The organism is Streptomyces blattellae (assembly GCF_009709555.1).
Classification (GTDB): Bacteria; Actinomycetota; Actinomycetes; order Streptomycetales; family Streptomycetaceae; genus Streptomyces; species Streptomyces blattellae.
This window is the reverse complement of sequence record NZ_WJBG01000111.1, coordinates 54016-74725: the sequence shown is the minus strand read 5'-3', so window position 1 is coordinate 74725 and position 20710 is coordinate 54016. Positions and strand designations below refer to the sequence as shown.

15 protein-coding genes are annotated in these 20710 nt (G+C 69.7%); 4 read left to right on the top strand and 11 right to left on the bottom strand.

What is annotated here, in order from left to right; all coding sequences use genetic code 11:
• Positions 1 to 127 precede the first annotated feature (127 nt).
• From GFH49_RS04610 to GFH49_RS04565, 10 genes are all read right to left on the bottom strand, one after another.
• Positions 128 to 1270, bottom strand: coding sequence for an MFS transporter (locus GFH49_RS04610; protein WP_155054452.1), 1143 nt, complete (start codon positions 1268 to 1270; stop codon positions 128 to 130).
• An 80-nt stretch (positions 1271 to 1350) separates the two neighbouring features.
• Complete coding sequence (locus GFH49_RS04605; protein ID WP_155054451.1) at positions 1351 to 1803, bottom strand: Lrp/AsnC family transcriptional regulator; 453 nt, start codon at positions 1801 to 1803, stop codon at positions 1351 to 1353.
• Positions 1804 to 1873: 70 nt separating this feature from the next.
• A complete protein-coding gene (locus tag GFH49_RS04600) occupies positions 1874 to 3340 on the bottom strand; it encodes a GuaB1 family IMP dehydrogenase-related protein (protein ID WP_155054450.1) in 1467 nt (488 codons plus the stop codon).
• Between the two features lie 146 nt (positions 3341 to 3486).
• Complete coding sequence (locus GFH49_RS04595; RefSeq protein WP_155054449.1) at positions 3487 to 5301, bottom strand: sulfatase-like hydrolase/transferase; 1815 nt, start codon at positions 5299 to 5301, stop codon at positions 3487 to 3489.
• Positions 5302 to 5323: 22 nt separating this feature from the next.
• A complete protein-coding gene (locus GFH49_RS04590; RefSeq protein WP_155054448.1) occupies positions 5324 to 7093 on the bottom strand; it encodes a sulfatase in 1770 nt (589 codons plus the stop codon).
• 67 nt (positions 7094 to 7160) lie between these two features.
• Positions 7161 to 9629 carry a glycoside hydrolase family 3 protein gene (locus GFH49_RS04585; RefSeq protein WP_155054447.1) on the bottom strand — a complete coding sequence of 823 codons (2469 nt, stop codon included), beginning with the start codon at positions 9627 to 9629 and terminating at the stop codon, positions 7161 to 7163.
• 154 nt (positions 9630 to 9783) lie between these two features.
• The gene (locus GFH49_RS04580) at positions 9784 to 10617 is read right to left on the bottom strand and encodes an ATP-binding cassette domain-containing protein (RefSeq protein WP_155054446.1); all 834 of its coding nucleotides are present in this window, start codon (positions 10615 to 10617) and stop codon (positions 9784 to 9786) included.
• On the bottom strand, positions 10614 to 12440 hold the full coding sequence (locus tag GFH49_RS04575) for a dipeptide/oligopeptide/nickel ABC transporter permease/ATP-binding protein (protein ID WP_155054445.1): 1827 nt from the start codon (positions 12438 to 12440) through the stop codon (positions 10614 to 10616). The genes GFH49_RS04580 and GFH49_RS04575 overlap by 4 nt, the downstream gene beginning before the upstream one ends.
• Entirely contained in the window at positions 12437 to 13378 is a 942-nt protein-coding gene (locus tag GFH49_RS04570) for an ABC transporter permease (RefSeq protein ID WP_155054444.1), read from the bottom strand. Before GFH49_RS04570 ends, GFH49_RS04575 begins: the two co-directional genes overlap by 4 nt.
• Before the next feature lie 126 nt (positions 13379 to 13504).
• Positions 13505 to 15049: an ABC transporter substrate-binding protein gene (locus tag GFH49_RS04565; RefSeq protein ID WP_230396163.1), complete on the bottom strand. Its 1545-nt coding sequence runs from the start codon at positions 15047 to 15049 to the stop codon at positions 13505 to 13507.
• A 316-nt stretch (positions 15050 to 15365) separates the two neighbouring features.
• On the opposite strand from GFH49_RS04565, the gene GFH49_RS04560 reads away from it, so the two are divergent.
• Positions 15366 to 15974: a TetR/AcrR family transcriptional regulator gene (locus GFH49_RS04560; protein ID WP_230396162.1), complete on the top strand. Its 609-nt coding sequence runs from the start codon at positions 15366 to 15368 to the stop codon at positions 15972 to 15974.
• Between the two features lie 11 nt (positions 15975 to 15985).
• Positions 15986 to 17470 (top strand): carboxylesterase/lipase family protein, encoded by a 1485-nt coding sequence (locus GFH49_RS04555; RefSeq protein ID WP_155054443.1) that lies wholly within the window; start codon positions 15986 to 15988, stop codon positions 17468 to 17470.
• Between the two features lie 72 nt (positions 17471 to 17542).
• Here GFH49_RS04555 and GFH49_RS04550 read toward each other — a convergent pair whose 3' ends face one another.
• Complete coding sequence (locus GFH49_RS04550) at positions 17543 to 18427, bottom strand: formylglycine-generating enzyme family protein (protein ID WP_230396161.1); 885 nt, start codon at positions 18425 to 18427, stop codon at positions 17543 to 17545.
• An 86-nt stretch (positions 18428 to 18513) separates the two neighbouring features.
• Here GFH49_RS04550 and GFH49_RS04545 point away from each other — a divergent pair, with 86 nt between their 5' ends.
• Together GFH49_RS04545 and GFH49_RS04540 are read left to right on the top strand one after the other, a co-directional pair.
• On the top strand, positions 18514 to 19089 hold the full coding sequence (locus GFH49_RS04545) for a PadR family transcriptional regulator (protein ID WP_155054441.1): 576 nt from the start codon (positions 18514 to 18516) through the stop codon (positions 19087 to 19089).
• Positions 19086 to 20687, top strand: coding sequence for a sulfatase family protein (locus tag GFH49_RS04540; RefSeq protein ID WP_230396160.1), 1602 nt, complete (start codon positions 19086 to 19088; stop codon positions 20685 to 20687). Before GFH49_RS04545 ends, GFH49_RS04540 begins: the two co-directional genes overlap by 4 nt.
• The last annotated feature ends 23 nt before the right edge of the window (positions 20688 to 20710 follow it).

Below are 20710 nucleotides of genomic sequence, written 5' to 3'. Positions count from 1 at the left end.
GCCGACGGGGTGCCGAAGTCGTCGTACGGCCCCTCGACGCGGGCAGGGGCGCGCAGTTCGCCGGTGACCGACCCCATGGCGAAGCTCCAGTCACCCATCGACAGCAAGCGGGTACCTGCGACCCGCCTCACCGCGTCGCCGTTCTCCCGGCCGCCAGCAGGGCCGCGGTCACCAGATAGGGCACCGCGGACAGGGCGAAAGCGGTGCTGTGCGCGGCCGTCGCGCCGATCGTCGCGTACGCGCCGTACGTGGCGACCGTGGCCAGCTCGGTGCCGAGACCGGCGAGCGAGGTCAGGGTGGCCCGGCGGCTGTCGTCGATACGTTCCTGGAGCCGGGCGTCGGCGAGCACGGTCGCCAGCTGGAAGCCGCCGAAGGCGAGCGCCACGAGGCCGATCCCGGCCATGGACGGCGCCGTGGCACCGACGGCGAGGGCGAGCGCGGCGCCCGCGAGGAGTCCCGCGAGCCCTGCCGTGCCGAGGCGTTCGGCGGGGCCGGCCAGCAGGCTCCCGGCCGTGGCGCCCGCCCAGATCAGCAGCAGCAGATACGGAACCCGCTCGTCCGGCACCCCGAAGTCCCGCACCAGGAGCGCCGTGAACTCGTCGAGCGCGCTCCACACCGCGGTGACGGCAGGCACCAGCAGCAACGCGCCGACCACCGACCGGTCGGCGCGTGCTTCGGCGACCCCGGCCCGCAGGGTCGCGGCCCAGTTGCCGCCGTCCTCCGCGGGCGCCCGGTGCTCAGGGAACCGGCTCGCGGTCGCCGCGGCGAGCAGGCAGGCCAGGACACTCGCCGTCCCCACCGCCGGGTAGCCGCCCCACGCGAACACCGGCCCGGCGAGTCCCATCGCCGCCATCACGCCGATCAGCCCGGCCGCCCGCGCCCGGCCCATCACCCGGGCATACCGGCCGGCCGCGCCGAGCCCGTCCAGCTCGTCGTACACCAGAGCCTCCAGCGCACCGGAGCCGAGCGCTCCGCCGGCGCCCCACAGGGCGAAGCCGGCCGCGAAGGCCCAGTACGACGGGACGATCACCCACAGCGCGAAACCGGCGGCGGTCAGCAGCGGGCCGAGCCACAGCAGCAGTCGGCGGGAGACGGCGTCGGCCCAGGCACCGGAAGGGACCTCCAGCAGCACGCCGGTGATCGACCACAGGGCGAAGAGGGAGGCGATCTGCCAGACCGACAGGCCGGTGTCGCTGAACAGCAGCGCGTACACCGGGTAGAGCAGGACGAACTCGTCCAGGAACGAGTAGCCGTACAGGGTGGCGGTCAGTCGCCGGACGCCGGGCTCTGGTGCGGATCAATGTCGCCATGTCATGACACCGATGGTAAGCGTTCCGCGGGGGGTGCGGTTCATGTGGGCGATCCCGACGAGAAGCGGCGCAGCAGCGGCGACAGCACCAGCACCGACTTCGTGCGCTCCACGAACGGCTCGCCCGCGATCCGCTCCAGCACCCGCTCGAAGTGGCGCATGTCGGAGGCGAAGACCTGGACGACCGCGTCCGCGTCACCGGTGACGGTGGACGCGGCGACGACCTCCTGATAGCGCTCCAGGCCCCGCCGGATGGTCTCCGGCGAGGTGTTGTGCCGGCAGTAGATCTCGACGAACCCCTCGGTCTCCCAGCCAAGCGCCGCGGGGTCCACCCGTACGGTGAAGCCGGTGATGGCTCCGGTGGCGCGCAGCCGGTCCACGCGCCGCTTGACGGCGGGCGCGGACAGGCCGACCAGCTGCCCGATGTCCGCGTAGGAGCGGCGGGCGTCCTCGGCGAGGGCGTGCACGATACGTTCGTCGAGATCGTTCAGCACTGCGGGTGGTTCACTTCGCTTCTGGTGTTGCGGGCGGTCAACGCGGGCCGTGCGCAAAGGCGTTGAGGCGTCAGTTCCAGCTGGCGTGCAGCGGCTTGCCCTCCGCATAGCCCGCCGCGCTCTGGATGCCGACGACCGCCTTCTCGGCGAACTCCTCAAGGGAGCCCGCGCCGGCGTACGTGCAGGACGAGCGGACGCCCGCGATGATCGAGTCGATCAGGTCCTCGACCCCCGGGCGGGCCGGGTCGAGGAACATGCGGGAGGTGGAGATGCCCTCCTCGAACAGCGCCTTGCGAGCCCGGTCGAAGGCCGACTCGTCGGACGTACGGTTGGCCACGGCACGCGCGGACGCCATGCCGAACGACTCCTTGTAGAGGCGGCCACTGGAGTCCTGCTGGAGGTCGCCCGGCGACTCGTACGTGCCGGCGAACCAGGAGCCGACCATCACGTTGGACGCGCCGGCGGCCAGCGCCATGGCGACATCGCGGGGGTGCCGGACACCGCCGTCGGCCCAGACGTGCTTGCCGTACTTCTTCGCCTCGGCCGCGCACTCCAGGACCGCCGAGAACTGCGGCCGGCCGACGCCGGTCATCATGCGGGTGGTGCACATCGCACCCGGTCCGACACCGACCTTGATGATGTCGGCGCCGGCCTCGACGAGATCCTTCACGCCGTCCGCGGAGACGATGTTGCCCGCGACGACCGGGACCTGCGGGTCGAGGGCGCGGACCAGCCTGATCGCCGTGATCATCGACTCCTGGTGGCCGTGCGCCGTGTCGATGACGAGCGTGTCGACGCCCGCGTCGAGCAGCTGCTTGGCCTTGCCCGCGACATCGCCGTTGATCCCGACGGCGGCGGCGATCCGCAGCCTGCCCTGCGCGTCGACGGCCGGCGTGTAGAGCGTGGCGCGCAGGGCGCCCTTGCGGGTGAGGATGCCGGCGAGGCGGCCGTCGCCGTCGACCGCGGGGGCGTACCGCCGGTTGTGGTGGTCGAGGGTGTTGAAGGCCTCGCGCGGGTCCATGTCGGCGTCGAGCAGCAGCAGGTCCCTGGACATGACGACCTCCAGCTGCGTGAAGCGGTCCACGCCGGACAGGTCGGCGTCCGTGACCACGCCGATGGGGCGCTGCTCGGCGTCCACGACGACACCGGCGTTGTGCGCCCGCTTCGGCAGCAGGGCCAGCGCGTCGGCGACGGTCTGGTGCGGCGCCAGCACGATCGGGGTGTCGAGGACGAGATGGCGGCTCTTGACCCAGGAGACGACCTCGGTGACCACATCGATCGGGATGTCCTGCGGGATGACCACCATGCCGCCGCGCCGGGCCGTCGTCTCGGCCATACGGCGCCCCGCGATCGCGGTCATGTTGGCGACGACCAGCGGGATCGTCGTGCCCGTGCCGTCCGGGGAGCTGAGGTCCACCCCCTGCCGCGAGCCGACCGCGCTGCGGCTCGGCACCATGAACACGTCGTCGTACGTCAGGTCGTAGGGGACCGGGGATGACTCCACATACCGACCTGTGCTGGCCTCAAGGAAACGCATAGACCCACATTTTCACGCGAAAAGGCGCAGGTCACTCCCGCGAAGACACAATGAGACGCCCCCGCGATCAGGCGATCCTCCAAAGGAGGTCCGGGAGCTCCGGTGCCGGGCAGGAACCTGCCTTACGGCAAAACGTTACCCGAGCCCTAGAAGACCGACGCCGGTGGATGGGCCGTCATGTGTGTCAGGTCGAAGATCGTGGTGCCCGGTGTGTACTCGTCGCGCAGCCGCAGCAGAAGGTATCTGGACGCCGACCGGAGGTTCGGGTCGGCGGCCTCCGTGAATTCCGCGATCTCCTCGGTGGCGTCGGCCGCCGCGGCGCCCAGGAAGGTGAGCGCGTTGAGCGCCTGCAGCTTGACCGGCCTGGCGTGGTCCCCGGCCAGTATCCCCGCGAGGACGCCGACGGCTTCCTCGGGGTTTCGGGTCTTGGCGTGGGCCTCCGCCGCCGCGATGCGCACCTGCGGGGACGCGTCGCGCAGTGCCGTGTCCAGGGCATGCCCGGCGGGCGCGCTGTCGGGGCCGAGCATGAGCAGGCCTTGGGCTCCCCAGTAGCGAAGCACCTCGTTGTCGTGGCCGAGGGCGTCGATGAAGAGGCCGAGGCTGCCCGGGGCGCGCTGGATGGCCCTGCCCGCCAGTTCCATCACCTCGTGGAGGGGATAGGCACCGGGGACACGGCTGTTGTCGTAGCCCTCGATCGGCGAGCCCTCGGGGATGAAGCCGTTGTCGTTGATGTCGAGCATGTGCCGGTCCAGCAGGCTGCTCAGGTGCTCGATCCGCTCGGCGTGCTCGGGGGCGCCGATGAGGTTGTGGACCTCGTCGGGGTCGGTGACGGTGTCGTAGAACTCCTCGGCGGGTTTCTCCTGCCAGAACCGCTCGGACGCCTCGGAGAGGGTCCCGGCCCGGTGCGCGGTCTCCCATGCCTGGTAGCCCTGGGCGAGCCACATGTACGCGACGTGCTGGCCGTGGGGTCGGTGCGGGGAGTAGTTGCGGATGTACCGGTAGCGGCTGTCGCGGACGGTCCGGACGAAGTCGTACCGCTCCCCCATCCGGTTGCGCCCGCCGAAGGCGACCCCGCCCGGGGCCGCGGCCTGCGGGCCGAACAGCGGCCTGCCCTGCATGGTGCCCGGAATCGGCACTCCGCCCAGCGCCAGCAGCGTCGGTGCGATGTCGATGTGGCTCACCGCGGTGCCGACCCGCTCGCCGGCGTGCCAGGGCGACAGGTGCGCATACCGTTGCGGCAGCCGGACGATCAGCGGCACCCTCAGTCCGTCGTCGTAACAGAATCGCTTCGAGCGGGGGCCGACACCGCCGTGGTCGGAGGAGTAGAGGAGGATCGTGTCCTCCAGCAAGCCGGCCTGCTCGACCTCGGCGAGGAGGTGGGCGAAGACGGTGTCGACCTTCTCGATGGCCGTGTAGTAGCGGGCGATGTCGGCACGGATCTCCGGCGTGTCCGGAAGGTAGGCGGGCACCCGGACCTCATCCGGTGACACGTAGCTGATCTCTTCCGCGAACAGCGCGGACTCGTGGGTGTCGTTCGGGTTGAACACCGCCAGGAACGGCGCCCCTTCGGGTCGGTGCCGCCAGTGGGCCGAGGGGCCTGAGTCGTCCCAGATCGCGTTCTTGTCGAGGTCGCTGTTGTAGTCGGTCTTGGCGTTGTTGGTGCAGTGGTAGCCCGCCTCGCGCATCAGCCCGGCGTAGGTGTCCAGGCCGTCCGGGAAGTGCGCGAGGGCACGCATCTGGTGCGCCGGGCCGCAACTGGCGGCATGGACTCCGGAGATCAGGCTGAACCGGGACGGAGCACACACCGGTGAGGTGCAGAACGCCTGCTCGAACAGCACCCCTTCCCGCGCCAGCCGGTTGATGGTGGGCGTGCGCGCCAGGGGATCGCCGTAGGCCTCCCCGTGCGGTGAGCAGTCCTCGCTCATCAACCAGAGGATGTTCGGCCGGGGCGCGTGCGTCATCTCGGAGTTCTCCTTCGCGGCCTCAGAGCTTCACCTCCGTCGCGGCGAGATCGTCGGCGATGGCCTTGAGCTGGGCGGCGCTGACATGGCCGGACCGGGCCAGGTGGTACAGCGAGATCTGCGGCATCAGCGCGACGAGTTCGGTGTGCAGGACGGCCGGCACGTGCCGTTCCACCACCGTGCGCGCGGGTGTCTGCACAAGCTCCAGGACGGGCATCGTGACCAGGTCGGCCCCAGGGAGCCCGGCCAGGTCCGGCAGCGGTTCGGCGGTCGCGTCGGCCTGCTCGCGCTGGGCCGCCACGAGCAGGTTCCGCGGCGTGACGTCGGTGTCGTACGGGATGCCGAGCCGTTCGAACTGGCTGGCCGGCGCGTCGGTGTCGTGCATCAGCTGCTTCAGCAGTCGCAGCATGCGCAGCTCGACCTCGTCGTCGACGAGGGGATTCTCCTGCCCGGGATCGGTCTCAAGGTCGAACAGCAGCGTGCCGTGCAGCCAGGGGTTGGACATCTTCGCCATCCCGGTGGCCGGCATGCGCATGGTGCGGACGCCCTTGGTGAAGGACATCGCGTCGGCCGGCTGCCAGTCGGTGAGTTCGTTCACCCCGAACCGTGCCCGCATGTGGGTCGGCATGAGGGTGTACTCCTCCAGCGGACTGTTGCCCGGGTCCGCCGCGGCGCGCATGTACACGTATCGCCCGTCGGTCACGTTGACATGACCGCCGTGGGCGCCGAACAGCGCCGCTTCCCGGATCTGCCGGTCTTCGGCCAGGACGGCGGCGAGGTCGCGGCCCTGCATGTCCGCGGTCGGTTCCAGACCGAAGAAGCTCAGCACCGTCGGCGCGATGTCGATCGTCTGGGCGAGCGCCCCACGCCGGATGCCCTGCCCGGCGGTACGCGGGTCCCACAGGAACATGGGCAGGTGCACCAGTTCGTTGAACCAGGGCATGACTCCCTTGGCCCACCAGCCGTGTTCTCCGAGCAGGAACCCGTGGTCGGTGTTCACGATCAGCAGCGTGTCCCGCCACAGATCGTGCCGGTCCATCGCGTCCAGGACACGCCCCAGCGAGTGGTCGCACATCGACACCAGCGCCGCGTACTCGTAGCGGGCGTGGTCGACCGTGTCGTGCGACTCCACGGTCTTGGCGTAGGGCGGCCAGTCGAACTGCGGACCGTCGTAGTCGTGGTCGTACTTCTTCCGGTAGTCGTCGGTGCTGAAGAACGGCTCGTGCGGGTCGAACAGTTCGATCTGCGCCAGCCATCGGTCGGCCTGCGCGTTGGTGTCGATGAAGTGCAGGCCGGCGTCCACGGTCAGCGTCTGCGAGTGCTCCGCCTCGGTCGCCATGTACCGCCGGTTGATCTCGTCCTGACGCAACATCTTCTGCCGCTGGCCCTGGGGCGGCTCGGCGGGGACGACGCCCTTCCACGGGTCGCCCTCCTGCCCGCGGAAGCACTCCCACGTCGAGTACCGGGTGTGGTAGGTCGCGCCGCCGTCCTCCCAGTAGTGCGGGTGGTCGGAGGCGAGATGGGTGTGGATGCCGGCGTCACGCAGGATCTGCGGCATCGAGTCGTCGAACGGCTCCAGCGGGCCCCAGCTGCGGTGCAGGAAGTTGTACCGCCCGGTGTGCATCTCCCGCCGGGCGGGCATGCAGGGCATCGACCCGGCGTAGAAGTTCTCGAACGTGACGGCCTTCTCGGCGAGCCGGGCGAAGTTGGGCGCGTCGACGAAGGTGTCCTGCGCGTAGGGCGACAGCATGTGCCGGTTCAGGCTGTCGAACATCAGGATGATGGCTTTCAAGGGAGGTCCTTTCCCTCTCCGTGGGCATACAGCTCGATGGCGCCGTGGGTGACGGCGGTCCGGCGGCTCATACCAAGGCCACGGTCGTCTCAAGGGGCAGTTCTACGGCGCTGGTGCCGACCCGGAACCGGTACTCCCCGGGCTCGTACTGCCAGCCGTCCGCCCAGTAGGCCAGCATCCGCGTCGGGACCGCGACCTCGACCCGCGTCGTGCCGCCGGCCGGGACGCGGACGGTGGCGAAGCCGACCAGCCAGCGCACCGGCCGGTCGACCGCGGAGCCGTCGCGCTCGGCGTACACCTGGACGACCTGCTTGCCGTCGCGCCCGCCGCGGTTGGCGACCTCGACCCCGAGGGTCACCGCCTCGCCGGGGGCCGCGTGGTGGGGGCCGTCGACGCCGGTGAGGGCGATGTCGGCGTAGCCGAGGCCGTGGCCGAACCAGTACGCCGGCTCGGTTCCGGTCTCCGCCTGCTGCCGCAGCCAGGCGCGGTAGCCGATGTGGATGCCCTCGGCGTACTCCAAAACGCCGTCGACCGGCGTGGTGGACAGGACCGGGATGTCGGCCTCGGAGGCGGGCCAGGTGGTGGGCAGCCGGCCACCCGGCTCCACGAGACCGAGCAGTACGTCGGCGAGGGCGTTGCCGAACTCCTGGCCGCCGAAGTAGCCGACGAGCACGGCCGCGACCTCGTCCCGCCACGGCAGCAGCACCGGGGAGCCGGCGTTGACCACCACGACGGTGCGCGGGTTGGCCGCGGCGACGGCGCGCACCAGTTCGTCCTGCCGGCCGGGCAGCGCGAGCGACGTGCGGTCGTAGCCCTCGGACTCGACCACCGAGTTGGTGCCGACGACCACCAGGGCGACGTCGGCTTCCCGGGCGGCCCGGACGGCCTCGGCGATGAGCGCGTCGCCGTCGGCCTCGCCGGGCTCGGTGCCGAACTGGAACGCCAGCCCGCCGAGGAACATCTCCCCGTACTTGCGCAGGTCGGCCTCGAAGCGCAGGTCGACCGGGCGCCCGGCGGTGAGCGTGATCGGCGCGGTCACCGACGGCGGGGCGAGGAACGCGGCGCCGAGGTCGTCGCCGACCGGCTTCACGGTCTCGTCGACGACCAGTTCGCCGTCGACCCACACCCGGCCGTGGCCGGTCATCGCGAACCCGACCCGGACGTCACGGCTCTCGGTGGGCGTATAGCGGGTGGTCAGCTCGACCGTGGCGGACTCCCGTATCGGGGCGTTCCCGCCCATCCACACCAGCGGCGCCGTCTTGAGCCGGTTCTCGCCGAACAGCTCCGACCCGTCCTCGCCGAGGAACCGCACGCGCACACCGGCCTCGCCGGTCACCGGGTTGGTCAGCTGCTCCAGCGGCAGTTCGGCCAGCCCGGTGTGTACGGCGGCGCCGACCGCGTAGGTGATCGCGGTGCCGGGGAGCGCGGCGCGCAGCCCGGCCAGCGGGGAGACGGTGTAGGGCGGCATCACGGTGGCGCTGCCGCCGCCCTGGGTCCGGGCGTTCGCGGCGTTGTCGCCGATGACCGCGACCGAGCGCAGGGCGGCGGCGTCCCAGGGCAGCTCGCCGCGGTTCGCCAGCAGCACCGTGCCCTCGGCGGCGGTCTCCCGGGTGAACGCCGGGCCGTCCTCGACGAGGACCGGCGCCATGGCCTCGGAACCTTCGAGCGCACCCACCCGCCGGGCCAGCTGGAGTATCCGCAGGACCTTCCGGTCGACCACGCTTTCGTCGATGTCCCCCTCGCGGACCGCCTGTATCAGCGCTTTCCCCCATGGGCCGTCGGGCCCCGGCATCACGAGATCCTGGGAAGCCTTCGCGCTCCGCAGGCTGCGCACCGCCGTCCAGTCGCCGACGACCACGCCGTCGAAGCCCCACTCGCTGTTGAGCGGCGTCTCAAGAAGCTCGTTCTCGGTGACGGTGACGCCGTTGACCGAGTTGTAGGAGCTCATCACCAGCCAGGCGCGCGCCTCGGTGACCGCCTTCTCGAACGCCAGCAGGTACAGCTCCCGCAGCGCCCGGTCCGAAACCCGCACGTTCGCGGTGAGCCGCTCGGTCTCGAAGTCGTTGGCGACGTAGTGCTTCGCCGTCGCGCCCACCCCGTTCTCCTGCACCCCCGAGACGTACGCCGCCGCCAGATCGGCGGTCAGTACCGGGTCCTCGCTGAAGCCCTCGAAGTGCCGGCCGCCCAGCGGCGAGCGGTGCAGGTTGATCGTCGGCCCGAGCACCGCGTCGACGTCCTTGCGGCGGGCCTCGACAGCGACCGCGGCGCCGTAGCGGCGGGCGAGGGCCACATCCCACGAGGACGACAGCGCGGTCGCCGACGGCAGGTTGAGTGACGGGTCACGCTCGTCCCAGTCGTTGCCGCGGACCCCCGAAGGGCCGTCGGAGACACGGATGCGGCGCAGCCCGATCTTCTCCATCGACCAGGTGTTCCAGAAGTCACGGCCGGTCAGCAGTTGGACCTTCTCCTCCAGGGTCAGCGCGGCGAGGGCTTGCCTCAGCGAGGACTCGGTGGGGGGCGGAGCAGTGTCGGCCATATGTTCGTTTACTCGTTTCTGTCCATCGGTTTCTGTGCATCAGTTTCTGTGCATCGGTTTCAGTGCATCGGTTTCAGTGCATCGGTTTCAGTGCATCGGTTTCTGTGCATCGAGAACGCGGTGAGCCTGACGTGTCCCGGGACGCCGGTACGCCTCAGGCGCCGTCGGCGAGCAGCCGGGTGCGTTCGGCACGACGCCGTCGCTGAGCCGCCGGGTCCGGAACCGGCGCCGCCAGGAACAGCTTCTGGGTGTAGGGATGCTGGGGACGGGCGGTGACCTGGTCGCCGTCGCCCCATTCGACGATTTCGCCGCGGTACATGACCGCGACCCGGTGGCTGAGGTGGCGTACGACAGCGAGGTCGTGCGAGACGAACAGATAGGCGACGCCGGTGCGGTTCTGGATTTCCTCGAACAGGCGCAGTACGCGTGCCTGGGTCGACAGGTCCAGCGCCGACACCGGCTCGTCGCACACGATCAGCTGCGGCGACAGGGCCAGCGCACGGGCGATGGCGATGCGCTGCCGCTGGCCGCCCGAGAACTCCCGCGGCAGACGTCCCCCGGCGTCCGAGGGCAGGTGCACCTGGTCGAGGAGTTCCCGAACCCGCCGCGTGGCGTCCGACTTCGCGACGTCCTGGGCGGTCAGCGGCTCGACGAGAATCTGCTCGATCGTCAGCGACGGGTTCAGCGAGGTGTACGGATCCTGGAACACGACCTGGATCTCGGCGGCCAGCTTCCGCCGCTCGGATCGCGACAGCCCGCTGATGTCCCGGCCGTTGTACCGGATCGCCCCGCCGGTGACCGGCGCCAGGCCCAGCACCGCCCGGCCGAGCGTGGTCTTTCCGGAGCCGGATTCACCGACCAGCCCGACGGTTTCGCCGGGCCGGATGTCCAGGGAGACGCCGTTCAGGGCCCGGAACGGCTTCTTGCGCAGTCCCTTGACCGGGTAGTCGACGACGACGTCGTCGACCTCCAGCAGCCGCTCACTCATGATGAGGCTCCTTGCGTTGACGCGGCGGCGGTGACGTCGGTCTCCAGCGGGCCGCGGGGCCGGCTGTCGTCGAGAATCGCCTCGAACAGCGACTGGGTGTAGGAATGGCGTGGGTCGTCGAAGATCGACTGCACGGCGCCGGTTTCGACGATCCGTCCACCGCGCATGACCGACACGCGGTCGCACAGGTCGGCCACCACGCCGAAGTTGTGCGTGACGAGGATGACGCCCATGTTCAGATCGGACTGCAGGTCGCGCAGCAGGTCGAGCACCTCGGCCTGGACGGTGACGTCGAGCGCGGTGGTGGGTTCGTCGGCGATCAGCAGGTCCGGATCGCAGGAGACGGCTCCGGCGATGAGGACGCGTTGGGCCATGCCGCCGGAGACCTCGTGCGGGTAGGCGTTGAAGGTCCGCTCGGGGTCCGGGATCCCCACTCGGGCCAGCAGCCGCAGCGCCCGGTCGCGCGCCTCGGCCTTGCTCAGGCCGAGCTGGACGCGCATCGGCTCGACCAGCTGGCTGCCGATGGAGAACGACGGATCGATGTTGCTCATCGGCTCCTGCGGGATGTAGGCGATCTTCTTGCCGCGTAGCCTGGTCATCTCCTTGGCCGACAGCCGCGCCAGGTCCGCGCCTTCGAACAGGATCGATCCGGCGACCTGGCCGCCCGGCGGCATCAGGCGCATGATCGCGAACGCGGTCTGGGTCTTGCCCGACCCGGACTCTCCGATCAGGCCGTGGACCTCGCCGCGGCGCACGGTCAGGGACACGTCCTCGACCACGGTCTTGGCCGAGCCGTCGGCCTGGTCGTAACTGACCGTCAGTCCCTGGACGTCGAGCAGGATCTCGCCACTCGGGGCGTCCTCGGTGTCCTCGGTGTCCTCGTGCACCAGCACCGGCTCGTGACGGACCGTCGCGGTGCCGGCGTCGCGGCGTCCGCGCCGCCGCTTCGGCCGGCTGCTGCGCTCCAACTCGTCCCGCAGGGCGTTCGACAGCAGGGTCAGGGAGATGGCGGTCAGCCCGATCGCGAGGCTCGGCCAGGTCAGTTGCAGCGGAGCGGTGTACATGTTGGCGAACGCGTCGTTCAGCATCCCGCCCCAGGTGGGGACCGAGGGGTCGCCCAGGCCCAGGAAGGTGATGCCGGACTGGATGGCGATCGCGACGCTTCCGATGCTGGCCGCGAGGATGATCGCCGGGGCGCGGACCACGATGAGGATGTGTCGCGAGATGATCCGCGGGTCCCGCAGCCCGGAGACGCGCGCCGCGTCGACGTACAACTCGTTGCGCACCCCGGACACCGCGGTGTAGACCACGCGATAGAACGCGGGCGACAACAGCACGCCGAAGATCGCCATCGTGGTCCAGAGAGAGGGTCCGACGGCGGCGCGGACGGCGAGCAGCGCGACCACGCCGGGCAGGGCCATCAGCAGGTTGGTGACCCAGGTGGACGCCGTCTCGAACCACCGGCCGTAGTAGCCGGAGACCAGGCCGGCGGTGACGCCCAGGGCTGCTGCGACGGCCAGGGCGAGCGCGGCACCGGCCAGGCTCACCCGGGAGGCGTACAGCAGCCGGGAGAGGATGTCGTGTCCGGAGCCGTCCGCACCGAGGAGGAAGTTCGAACTCGGGGAGGCCAGGATGTCGTTCGCCGAGGCGGCGTCCGGGTCGTGCGGGGCGAGCACCGGCGCCAGCAGCGCCGTCAGGACGATCAAGGTCAGCACACCGAGCGAAGCGGCGCCGAGCGGATTCTTCAGCAGGCGCCGGAACAGGCCCTTCGGTGCGGCGGCCGTCGCCGGGGTCTCCAGGGAGGCGGACAGTGACTCGCTCATGCGTGACGCACCTTCGGATTGAGCCAACCCTGAGCCAGGTCGACCAGGAGATTGAGGACTACGACGATCACCGCGGTGACCATGACCAGACCCATCACCAGAGGAATGTCACCCTGGCTGGTGGCCCCGACGGCGACCTGGCCGAGACCGGGGATGGCGAAGATCTGCTCGATGATCACCGCTCCGCCGATCAGGCCGACGAACTGCACACCGAGGTAGGACAGCGCCGGACCGGCCGCGTTGCGCAGCACGTGCCGGTAGATCACGCGCGTCTCGGAGAGGCCGCGGCTGCGCAACGTACGGACGTAGTCCTGCCGCAGCGCGTCGATGACCGCGCCGCGGACCTGCTGCGCGACGCTGGAAACAGCGCCGGTGACCAGTGCGAGCACGGGCAGGGTGATGGAGGACAACCACCGGGACGGCGAGTCGGCGAACTCGGTGTACCCGGTCGCGTCGAACCAGTGCCACTGAACGGCGAGGAGGGACACCAGGCCGATCGCGATCAGGAAGTTCGGGATGGCGTGCCCCAGCACTCCGAGGAACTGCACCACCCGGTCCACCCAGCCACCGCGGGTAGCGGCGACGACACCGAGCACGGTGGCGAGCACGGCGGTGAGCAGCGTCGCGCCGATCACCAGCGACAGCGTCACCGACAGCCGGCTGGAGATCGCGTCCGAGACAGGCTGGCCGTTGAACCAGGACGAGCCGAGGTCGCCGCTGACCGCGTGGGAGAGCCAGTCGGTGAACTGGGACCAGACCGACCGGTCCAGGCCGAGTTCGTGCGCCTTCGCCTGGACGGCTTCCTCGGTGGCCCCCTCTCCGACGATGCGACGGGCGATGTCTCCGCCTGAGAGATAGAGGAGGAAGAAGGTGAGTGTGGTCAGAATCGCGATGAGGACGACACCCGAAGCGAGTCGCCGCACGATGAATCGGTACACGGTGATGTCCCTGGGAGAAACGGGGCGGCGGTGTGGGGCCGCCGCGCCGGGGAATGGGGGGTCGTCGTCACGCTGGAAGGCAGCTGGAAGGCAGCTGGGAAGCAGCCGGGAAGCAGCCGGGAGGCTTCAGGACTTCGGCTCGATGTTCCACAGGTATGGGTAGGCGTTGTCCTGCTGCGGCGTCACCTTGGTGTTGCTGTCCACCACGAAGCTCTGCAGGGGCCGGTACCAGGGGGCGAACCACGCCTGGTCGACGATGTACCGGTTGAGTTCCTTGCTGGCCGCCGCGGCCTCGGTGGACGAGCCGGTCTGGATGGTCTTGGCCAGCGACTCCACCTCGGGGTCGGCCGTGTGGAACGGGTTCCACGTCGCATCGGGCAGCAGCTTGAAGTTCGCCACCTGCCAGGCCGTCGGATCCGCCTGGAGCGGAAGGGCGGAGACGGCGGAGAACTTGGCGCCGGAGACGTCGGCGAGGAAGTTGTTGGCCGGCTCGTTGACGAACTTGACGTTGATGCCGACATCGCCGAGGTACTGCTTGACCAGGTCGTACTGGGCCGTGCTGCCGGTCGCCAGCTGGGGCATCGTGACGGAGAATCCGTTGCCGTAGCCGGCTTCCTGCAGCAGTTGCTTGGCCTTGTCGGGGTCGTAGGGGTACTTGCTGTCCAGCGACTTGTCGTAGGAGGCGGTGTCGCTGGGCTTGAAGAACTGGGTGGTGGTGGTGCCCATCCCCTGGCCCGCCCCCTTCAGCATCGCGTCGCGGTCGATCGCGTAGTTGATCGCCTGCCGCACGCGGACGTCCTTCATCGCGGGAGTGAGCTTCCCGTCCCGGTCCAGCAGGAGCAGGCCCACGACGTTGAGCTCCCAGTTCTCGATGTCGTAGCCGGCCGACTTCAGCTGGTCGACGGCGGAGTTGTCGATCAGCGCGAGTCCGTTGACCTGCCCGCCGCGCACCGCGTTCACCTGGGTGGGAGTCGTCTGGTAGACGTTGATCACCAGGTCGTTGTAGTGCTGGTCCTGCGGCGCCCAGTAGTCCGGGTTCTTCTTGTACACGTACTTCGAACCGACCACCGTCTTCGACGTGTCCAGGATGTACGGGCCGGAACCCACCGGGTTCGTCGCCTCGTCCGGTGCGTCGAAGCTCTTCGGGCTCTGCTGCAGGCCCGCCGCCTGGGACAGGTACTGCAGCAGCGCCGGGTTGGGCTCGCTCAGGGTGATCCGCAGCGTGGCGGCGTCGACCGCCTCAGCCTTGGTCATCTGGCTCAGATAGTTCCTGAGCGATGAGGTGCCGTTCTTGAACCTGGTCAGGTTCTGGGCCGCCGCATCGGCGTTGAACGCCGTCCCGTCCGAGAACTTGACGTCGGTGCGCAGCTTCATGGTGAGCACCGTCTTGTCCGCGTTGTACGACCAACTGGTCGCCAGCGACGGCTCGATCTTGAGGTCTGGGGTCTCGCGCACCAGGGTGTCGTAGACAGCCTGCTCGTAGACCGACTGGTTGCCCCACACCGCGGCGTCTGCCGCATAGGACGAAGGCAGTACTACGGAGCCCAGGGTGAGTGTGCCGTTGGAGTTCTGGCCGCCGCTTGAGCTTTCGGTGCCGCTGCTGCAGGAGGTCATCGCCAGCGCGAGAGCGAGCGTCGACGCCGCGAGCACGGCCGTTCTGATCGGAACCACGAGTGATCCTTTTCGTTCGGCGCCACCCGCTCAGGGCGGGCTGTGGTAGCGGACGCTAGACTCAAAACCGACCGAGCGCTAGGGGTCTTTTTCAACTTTATGGGCCCCTTCACATGACCGTCGCACGGTTGCAATGGAGTATCAGTGGCGTTTCCGCGCCGAGTCGGCCGATGAGAACACCCAGCATGCTGCAGGAATCGGAGTGACTGAACCCAGTTCACCGCACTCGCCGGCACCGACCCGCCAAGCCGTCGACAGGACAAAGATCCGACCAGTCACTAGGTTTTCGTCCGCCATCTGGGCTATATTCCTCACCATGACGTCGACGACCCGCAAAGCCCGGGGTGAGTACGCCAAGAGCGGCGCCCGGCGCCAGGAGATCCTCCAGGCAGCGGTCGAGGTGTTCTCCGGCTCCGGCTTCCACAAGGGATCGCTCCGTGATGTCGCCGACCGGGTCGGGCTGAGCCAGGCCGGGGTGCTGCATCACTACCCGAACAAGACCCGCCTGCTCGAAGCAGTCCTGACCTGGCGTGACGCCGAGACACGGAAGCGGATGGGCGATCCGCCGCCGAAAGGTGTGGAGATGCTGCGCGCCACGTTGGACGTCGCAAAATACAACGAGACGACCCCCGAACTCGTCGAGCTCTACGCCACGCTGTCGGCCGAGGCCACGTCACCGGACCATCCGGCACATGACTACTTCATCCGCCGCTATGCACAGGTGATCGAGGCGACGCGCCGGGCGTTCGAACACGCGGCCGTGAACGGACAGGTCAAGCCCGGTATCGACTGTGTGAGCGCCGCGCGGTCGCTGGTGGCGTTGATGGACGGGCTGGAACTGCAATGGCTGTTCGATCGTGACTCGGTCGACATGGCAGCAGAGATGCGCCGGTACCTGCAGTCGGTGCTGACCGTCGATCTGTAGGGATTGACCCGATGACTGCTGCGTCCCGGGCCGGAGAGCACACGGTCGTCGACACCACCGCCGGACCCGTCCGCGGCTTGTGGCGCGGGGACTCCGCGGCGTTCCTCGGTATCCCCTTCGCCGAACCGCCCTTCGGGGAACGCCGGTTCCTGGAGCCGCAACCGCGTGGCGCCTGGAGCGGTGTCCGAGACGCCGTCAGCTACGGCCCCACCCCGCAGCGCAGGCCCCTGGCCGCGATCACGACCATCCCCGAGCCCAGCATCCCGGGCGAGGACATCCTCAACCTCAACGTCTTCACCCCGTGTCCGTCGGCGGACGGTGAGCTGCGACCGGTCCTGTTCTATCTCCACGGCGGCGGATACGTCGCCGGGTCGCCGGCCAGCCCGTGGTACGACGGCGCGAGCTTCAACCGGGACGGCGTCGTGGTCGTGACCGTCGCCTACCGGCTCGGGTTCGAGGGCTTCGGCTGGTTGCCGGACGCGCCGGTCAACCGCGGCGTCCTCGACTGGCTGCTGGCGCTGCGGTGGGTACGGGACAACATCGCCCAGTTCGGCGGCGATCCCCGACGCGTCACCCTCGCCGGGCAGTCGGCAGGCGGTGGTTCGGTGCTGACCCTGCTGACGACGGAGCGGGCACGCGGCCTGTTCTCCCGGGCGATCTCCCTCTCCGGAGCTCCCAGCGACCTCCACCTGGCCGATGCTCAGCAGACCTCGCACGAGGTGGCCGCGCGTCTCGGTGTTCCGGCGAGCCGCTCCGGCTTCTCGTCGGTCCCCGAGACCGCCCTGATCGCCGCTCAGGGCGGCGGATTCCGCCCGCTGAAGCAGCCCACGGCGGATCAGCTCATCGAGGTGATGCGCGGGATGGCGGGCGGGCGCCTCATGGGTCCGGTGGTCGACGGCTCCCTGCTCCGGTGGTCCGTCGCCGAGGGGGTGCGCGCCGGGGCAGGGAGCGACATTCCGCTCCTCATCGGAGCGACCCGCGATGAGTTCAGCGCACTCGCGCACCGCTTTCGCCACCTGTTCGACGGCTGTGACGCGGTGCGGCTGCTGGACAGGCTCGGCGTGCCACCGGCGGTCGCCCGTCGGTTCGCCGGCTCTCTGCCCGGGCGCCACCCCGCCGAGGTCGCCGGGCAGTGGCTCAGCGACATGGTCATCCGGCGGCGAGTCGTCGACCTGGTCGACCTGAGGAACCCGGGCGCGGCCACGTGGGTCTACGACTTCGCCTGGCGCTCGGCGGTCAGCGGCCTGGCCGAGCACTGCCTGGACGTCCCCTTCGTCTTCGGCCTGCTCGACGATCCGGAGGTCGTCCGGGTGGCCGGGCCCGCGGTCCCGCAGCAGTTGGCCGATCTCGTGCATCGCGCCTTCGTGCGGTTCATCCACGGTGATGATCCGGGGTGGCCGCCGTACGCCTCGTCACGGTCGGTCATGGTGTTCGACACCGCGTCCGCCGTCGTCGACGGGGGTTACGCGTCCGCTCGCACGCTGCCGGCGCGCTGAGCGGGTGGGGCGAAGACGGCACACCACGGCCCTTCCGGCGGAGCGCTCAGCCGCTATGGCACCGCTGCTCGCTCAGCCGTCGACGAGGACGGTACGAAACCCGCAGTTGCCGGTCGAGGAGTCGGGAGTGTTCCTGGAGCGGGCGGCCACCCGGTAGCGGAAGCAGTAGGAGACGTGGCAGAGGTAGGAGCCGCCTCGGGTGACCTTCTCACTTCCGTGCGGGGGACCGGCCGGATTCCGGCGCGGGGAGCGCGGGTAGGCCCGTGGGTCGAACCAGTCGAGGCACCACTCCCAGACGTTGCCGGTCATGTTGAACAGCCCGAAGCCGTTCGGTTCGAACGCGTCGACCGGTGCGGTGGTGGAGTAGCCGTCCGTCGCGGTGTTCTCCACCGGGAACCGGCCGCGGAAGATGTTCAGGCGCGGGGTTCCGTCCGGCTCCAGCTCGTCGCCCCACGGATACCGCTTGGCGTGCAGACCGCCGCGGGCCGCGTACTCCCACTCCGCCTCGGTCGGCAGCCGGCTGCCCTCCCAGTGGCAGAACGCCATGGCGTCGTCCCAGGAGACGTGCACCACCGGGTGGTCCGGCACGTCCTGCCAGGTCGAGCCCGGACCGGTCGGATGCGCCCAGTCCGCGCCCCGCACATCGAGCCACCACGGCGCCGACCGGACCCGTCCGGCGACGGCGTCGGCGGCGTCCGGACACAGCGCGGTGTGGAACACCGCGGAGGAGCCTTCGACCTCGGCCGTCGTGCGGTAGCCGGTGTCGACGACGAACCGGGCGAACCGCTCATTGGTCACCGTCGTCGGTGAGATCGCGAAGGCGTCGAGGTCGACCTCGTGCAGATGCAGCTCGCCATCGCCCGGGTAGCCCTCACCGAACGGATCCCCCATCTGAAAGCTCCCCGCGGGTACTCCCACGTGGCTATAGTCCAGGCCGACGGCGCGGACCTCAGGCATTTCCGGAGCTGCCCGGTCCGAGCTGGGAGGCATGCAGCAGCTGGGCGTTCCATCACCTTGACTTTGCACTGCCTCACTATATCCTCATGCACATAGATACCACGATCCCTCTCACCAGCACCGAGGCGATCGTCCTCGGTGTCCTGGCACGCCGACCCGCCTCCGGCTACGACCTGCGAGCCTGGCTCGACAAGCACGGCGTCTTCCTGGGCTACCGAGCGTCGTTGTCGCCCATCTACCGCACGCTGGCCAAACTGCAGCGGCAAGGCTGTCTGCAACACCACGTCGAGGACCGCCCCGCCGGTCCGGACGCGAAGGTGTACCGGCTCACCGAGACCGGACGGCAGGCCGTCCTCGCCTGGGCGCGTTCACCGTTCACACCGTCGCCCCGGCCGATGGACCCGGACTTCACGATCCGGTTCGTCCTCGGTGGCCAGTTCGGCAAGGACATCGCCATCGGTGTCCTGCGCACCGAGCTGGAGTACCGGCTCAAACAGAAGACCGACCCCGACATGAGACCCGACCCCGCCACCGACCCGATCCCGGAGCTCGACCCGGACTGGTGTGCGGACGTGCAGACCCTGGCCCACGAGCGCGGCTACGCCTCGACGGCCGCCTACATCGCCTGGCTCGAACTCGCCCTCGCCCGCCTGGAGAAATGATGCGGATCATCTACGTCGACGTCGACACGCTCCGTGCCGACCACACCGGCCCCTACGGCTACGCCAGGCCGACGACCCCCAACCTGGACCGACTGGCCGAGCGCAGCGTCGTCTTCGAGCACTACTACGCCTCCGACTCGCCCTGCCTCCCGTCGCGCACCGCGCTGACCAGCGGTCAGTTCGGCATCACCAACGGCGTGATCGGTCACTACGGCGAAGCCGCCCGGTTCCGGCTGGACACCGGGCACGGCGCCCCGGGCGAACGGCCCCTGCTGGGTCAGCATCTGCAGCAACACGGGCACTACATGGCCGCGGTGTCGATGTTCGCCGAGCGCCATCGTGCCTACTTCTTCCTCGGCAACTTCCGTGAGTCGGTGCGCGCGACCGACCGTCTCGGTGACGAGACCGCGGAAGAGATCAACGAGGTGGCCTTCGACTGGCTGCGCCGGCACGGCCAGGACGAGGACTGGTACCTCCACCTGACCTACTGGGATCCGCACACCAACTACACGCAGCCGGTCGAGTGGACCGAGAAGGCCGCCGAGTCCGGTCCGGCGCCCGCCTGGCCCGACCAGGAGGCGATCGATGCGCACGGCGAGATCTACGGACCGCGCACGGCGCTCGACCTGCACTACGCGTTCGGCCCCCGGTCGTCCCCGGTACCGCACAACATGCCGGAGGCCATCCATGACCGCGCCGACTTCGAGCACATGATCAACGGATTCGACGGCGCGATCATGTACTGGGACCACCACTTCGGCAAGCTGCTGAAGCTGCTTGAGGAACTGGGCATCGCCGAGGAGACCGCGATCATCGTCAGTGCCGACCACGGTGAGTCCTTCGGCGAGCACGGATCCTACGGTGAGCACGGCCTGGCCAGCGAGGAAGTCCACCGGCTGCCGCTGGTGTTCTACTGGCCCGGCGTGACCGAGGACCTCGACGACGACCAGCGCCGCAGCGACGCGCTGCTCTACAACATCGACCTGGCGCCGACGCTCTGCGACCTGCTCGACATACCCACCCCGGCCGGCTGGCAGGGCGAGTCGTTCGCCGACGCCGTCCGCGGCGGCGAGCACGCCTCCCGTGAGTACCTGGTGCTGGGGCACGGCGCGCACACCTACCAGCGCTCGGTCCGCACCCGCGACCACCTGTACACCCGCACGTACCACCCCGGCGCGTTCAAGGCGGAGTGGGAGCAGGTGTTCAACGTCACCGAGGACCCGCACCAGACCACCGACCTCCTGCCGAGCAACCCGGAACTCGTCGACCGCCTGCGCAGCATGCTGGCGGAATGGTGGAACTTCTACGCCGGCCGCCCCGGCGCCCAGCCCGATCCGATGCTCACCACGCTCCAGGACGGGCCGGCGATGTACAACAACCCGGTCAAATACGCGGAGCACCTGCGCGCGACCGGGCGGGAACATCTCGCCAAGGACCTCGAAGACCGCCTCGCCACCGCCGCGGGCACGGTTCCCGTGTCGTGGCACACGCCCATGCCTGGTGAGTACGGCGTCGGATTCATCACCCCGCCGGGACAGCGACGGCCGGTCCGTCCGGGAGCGGGTCACGGGCAGACGGGTCCTGGCCAAGCGCGCTGAGCGCTCCGCGGGCCGTGTGTCAG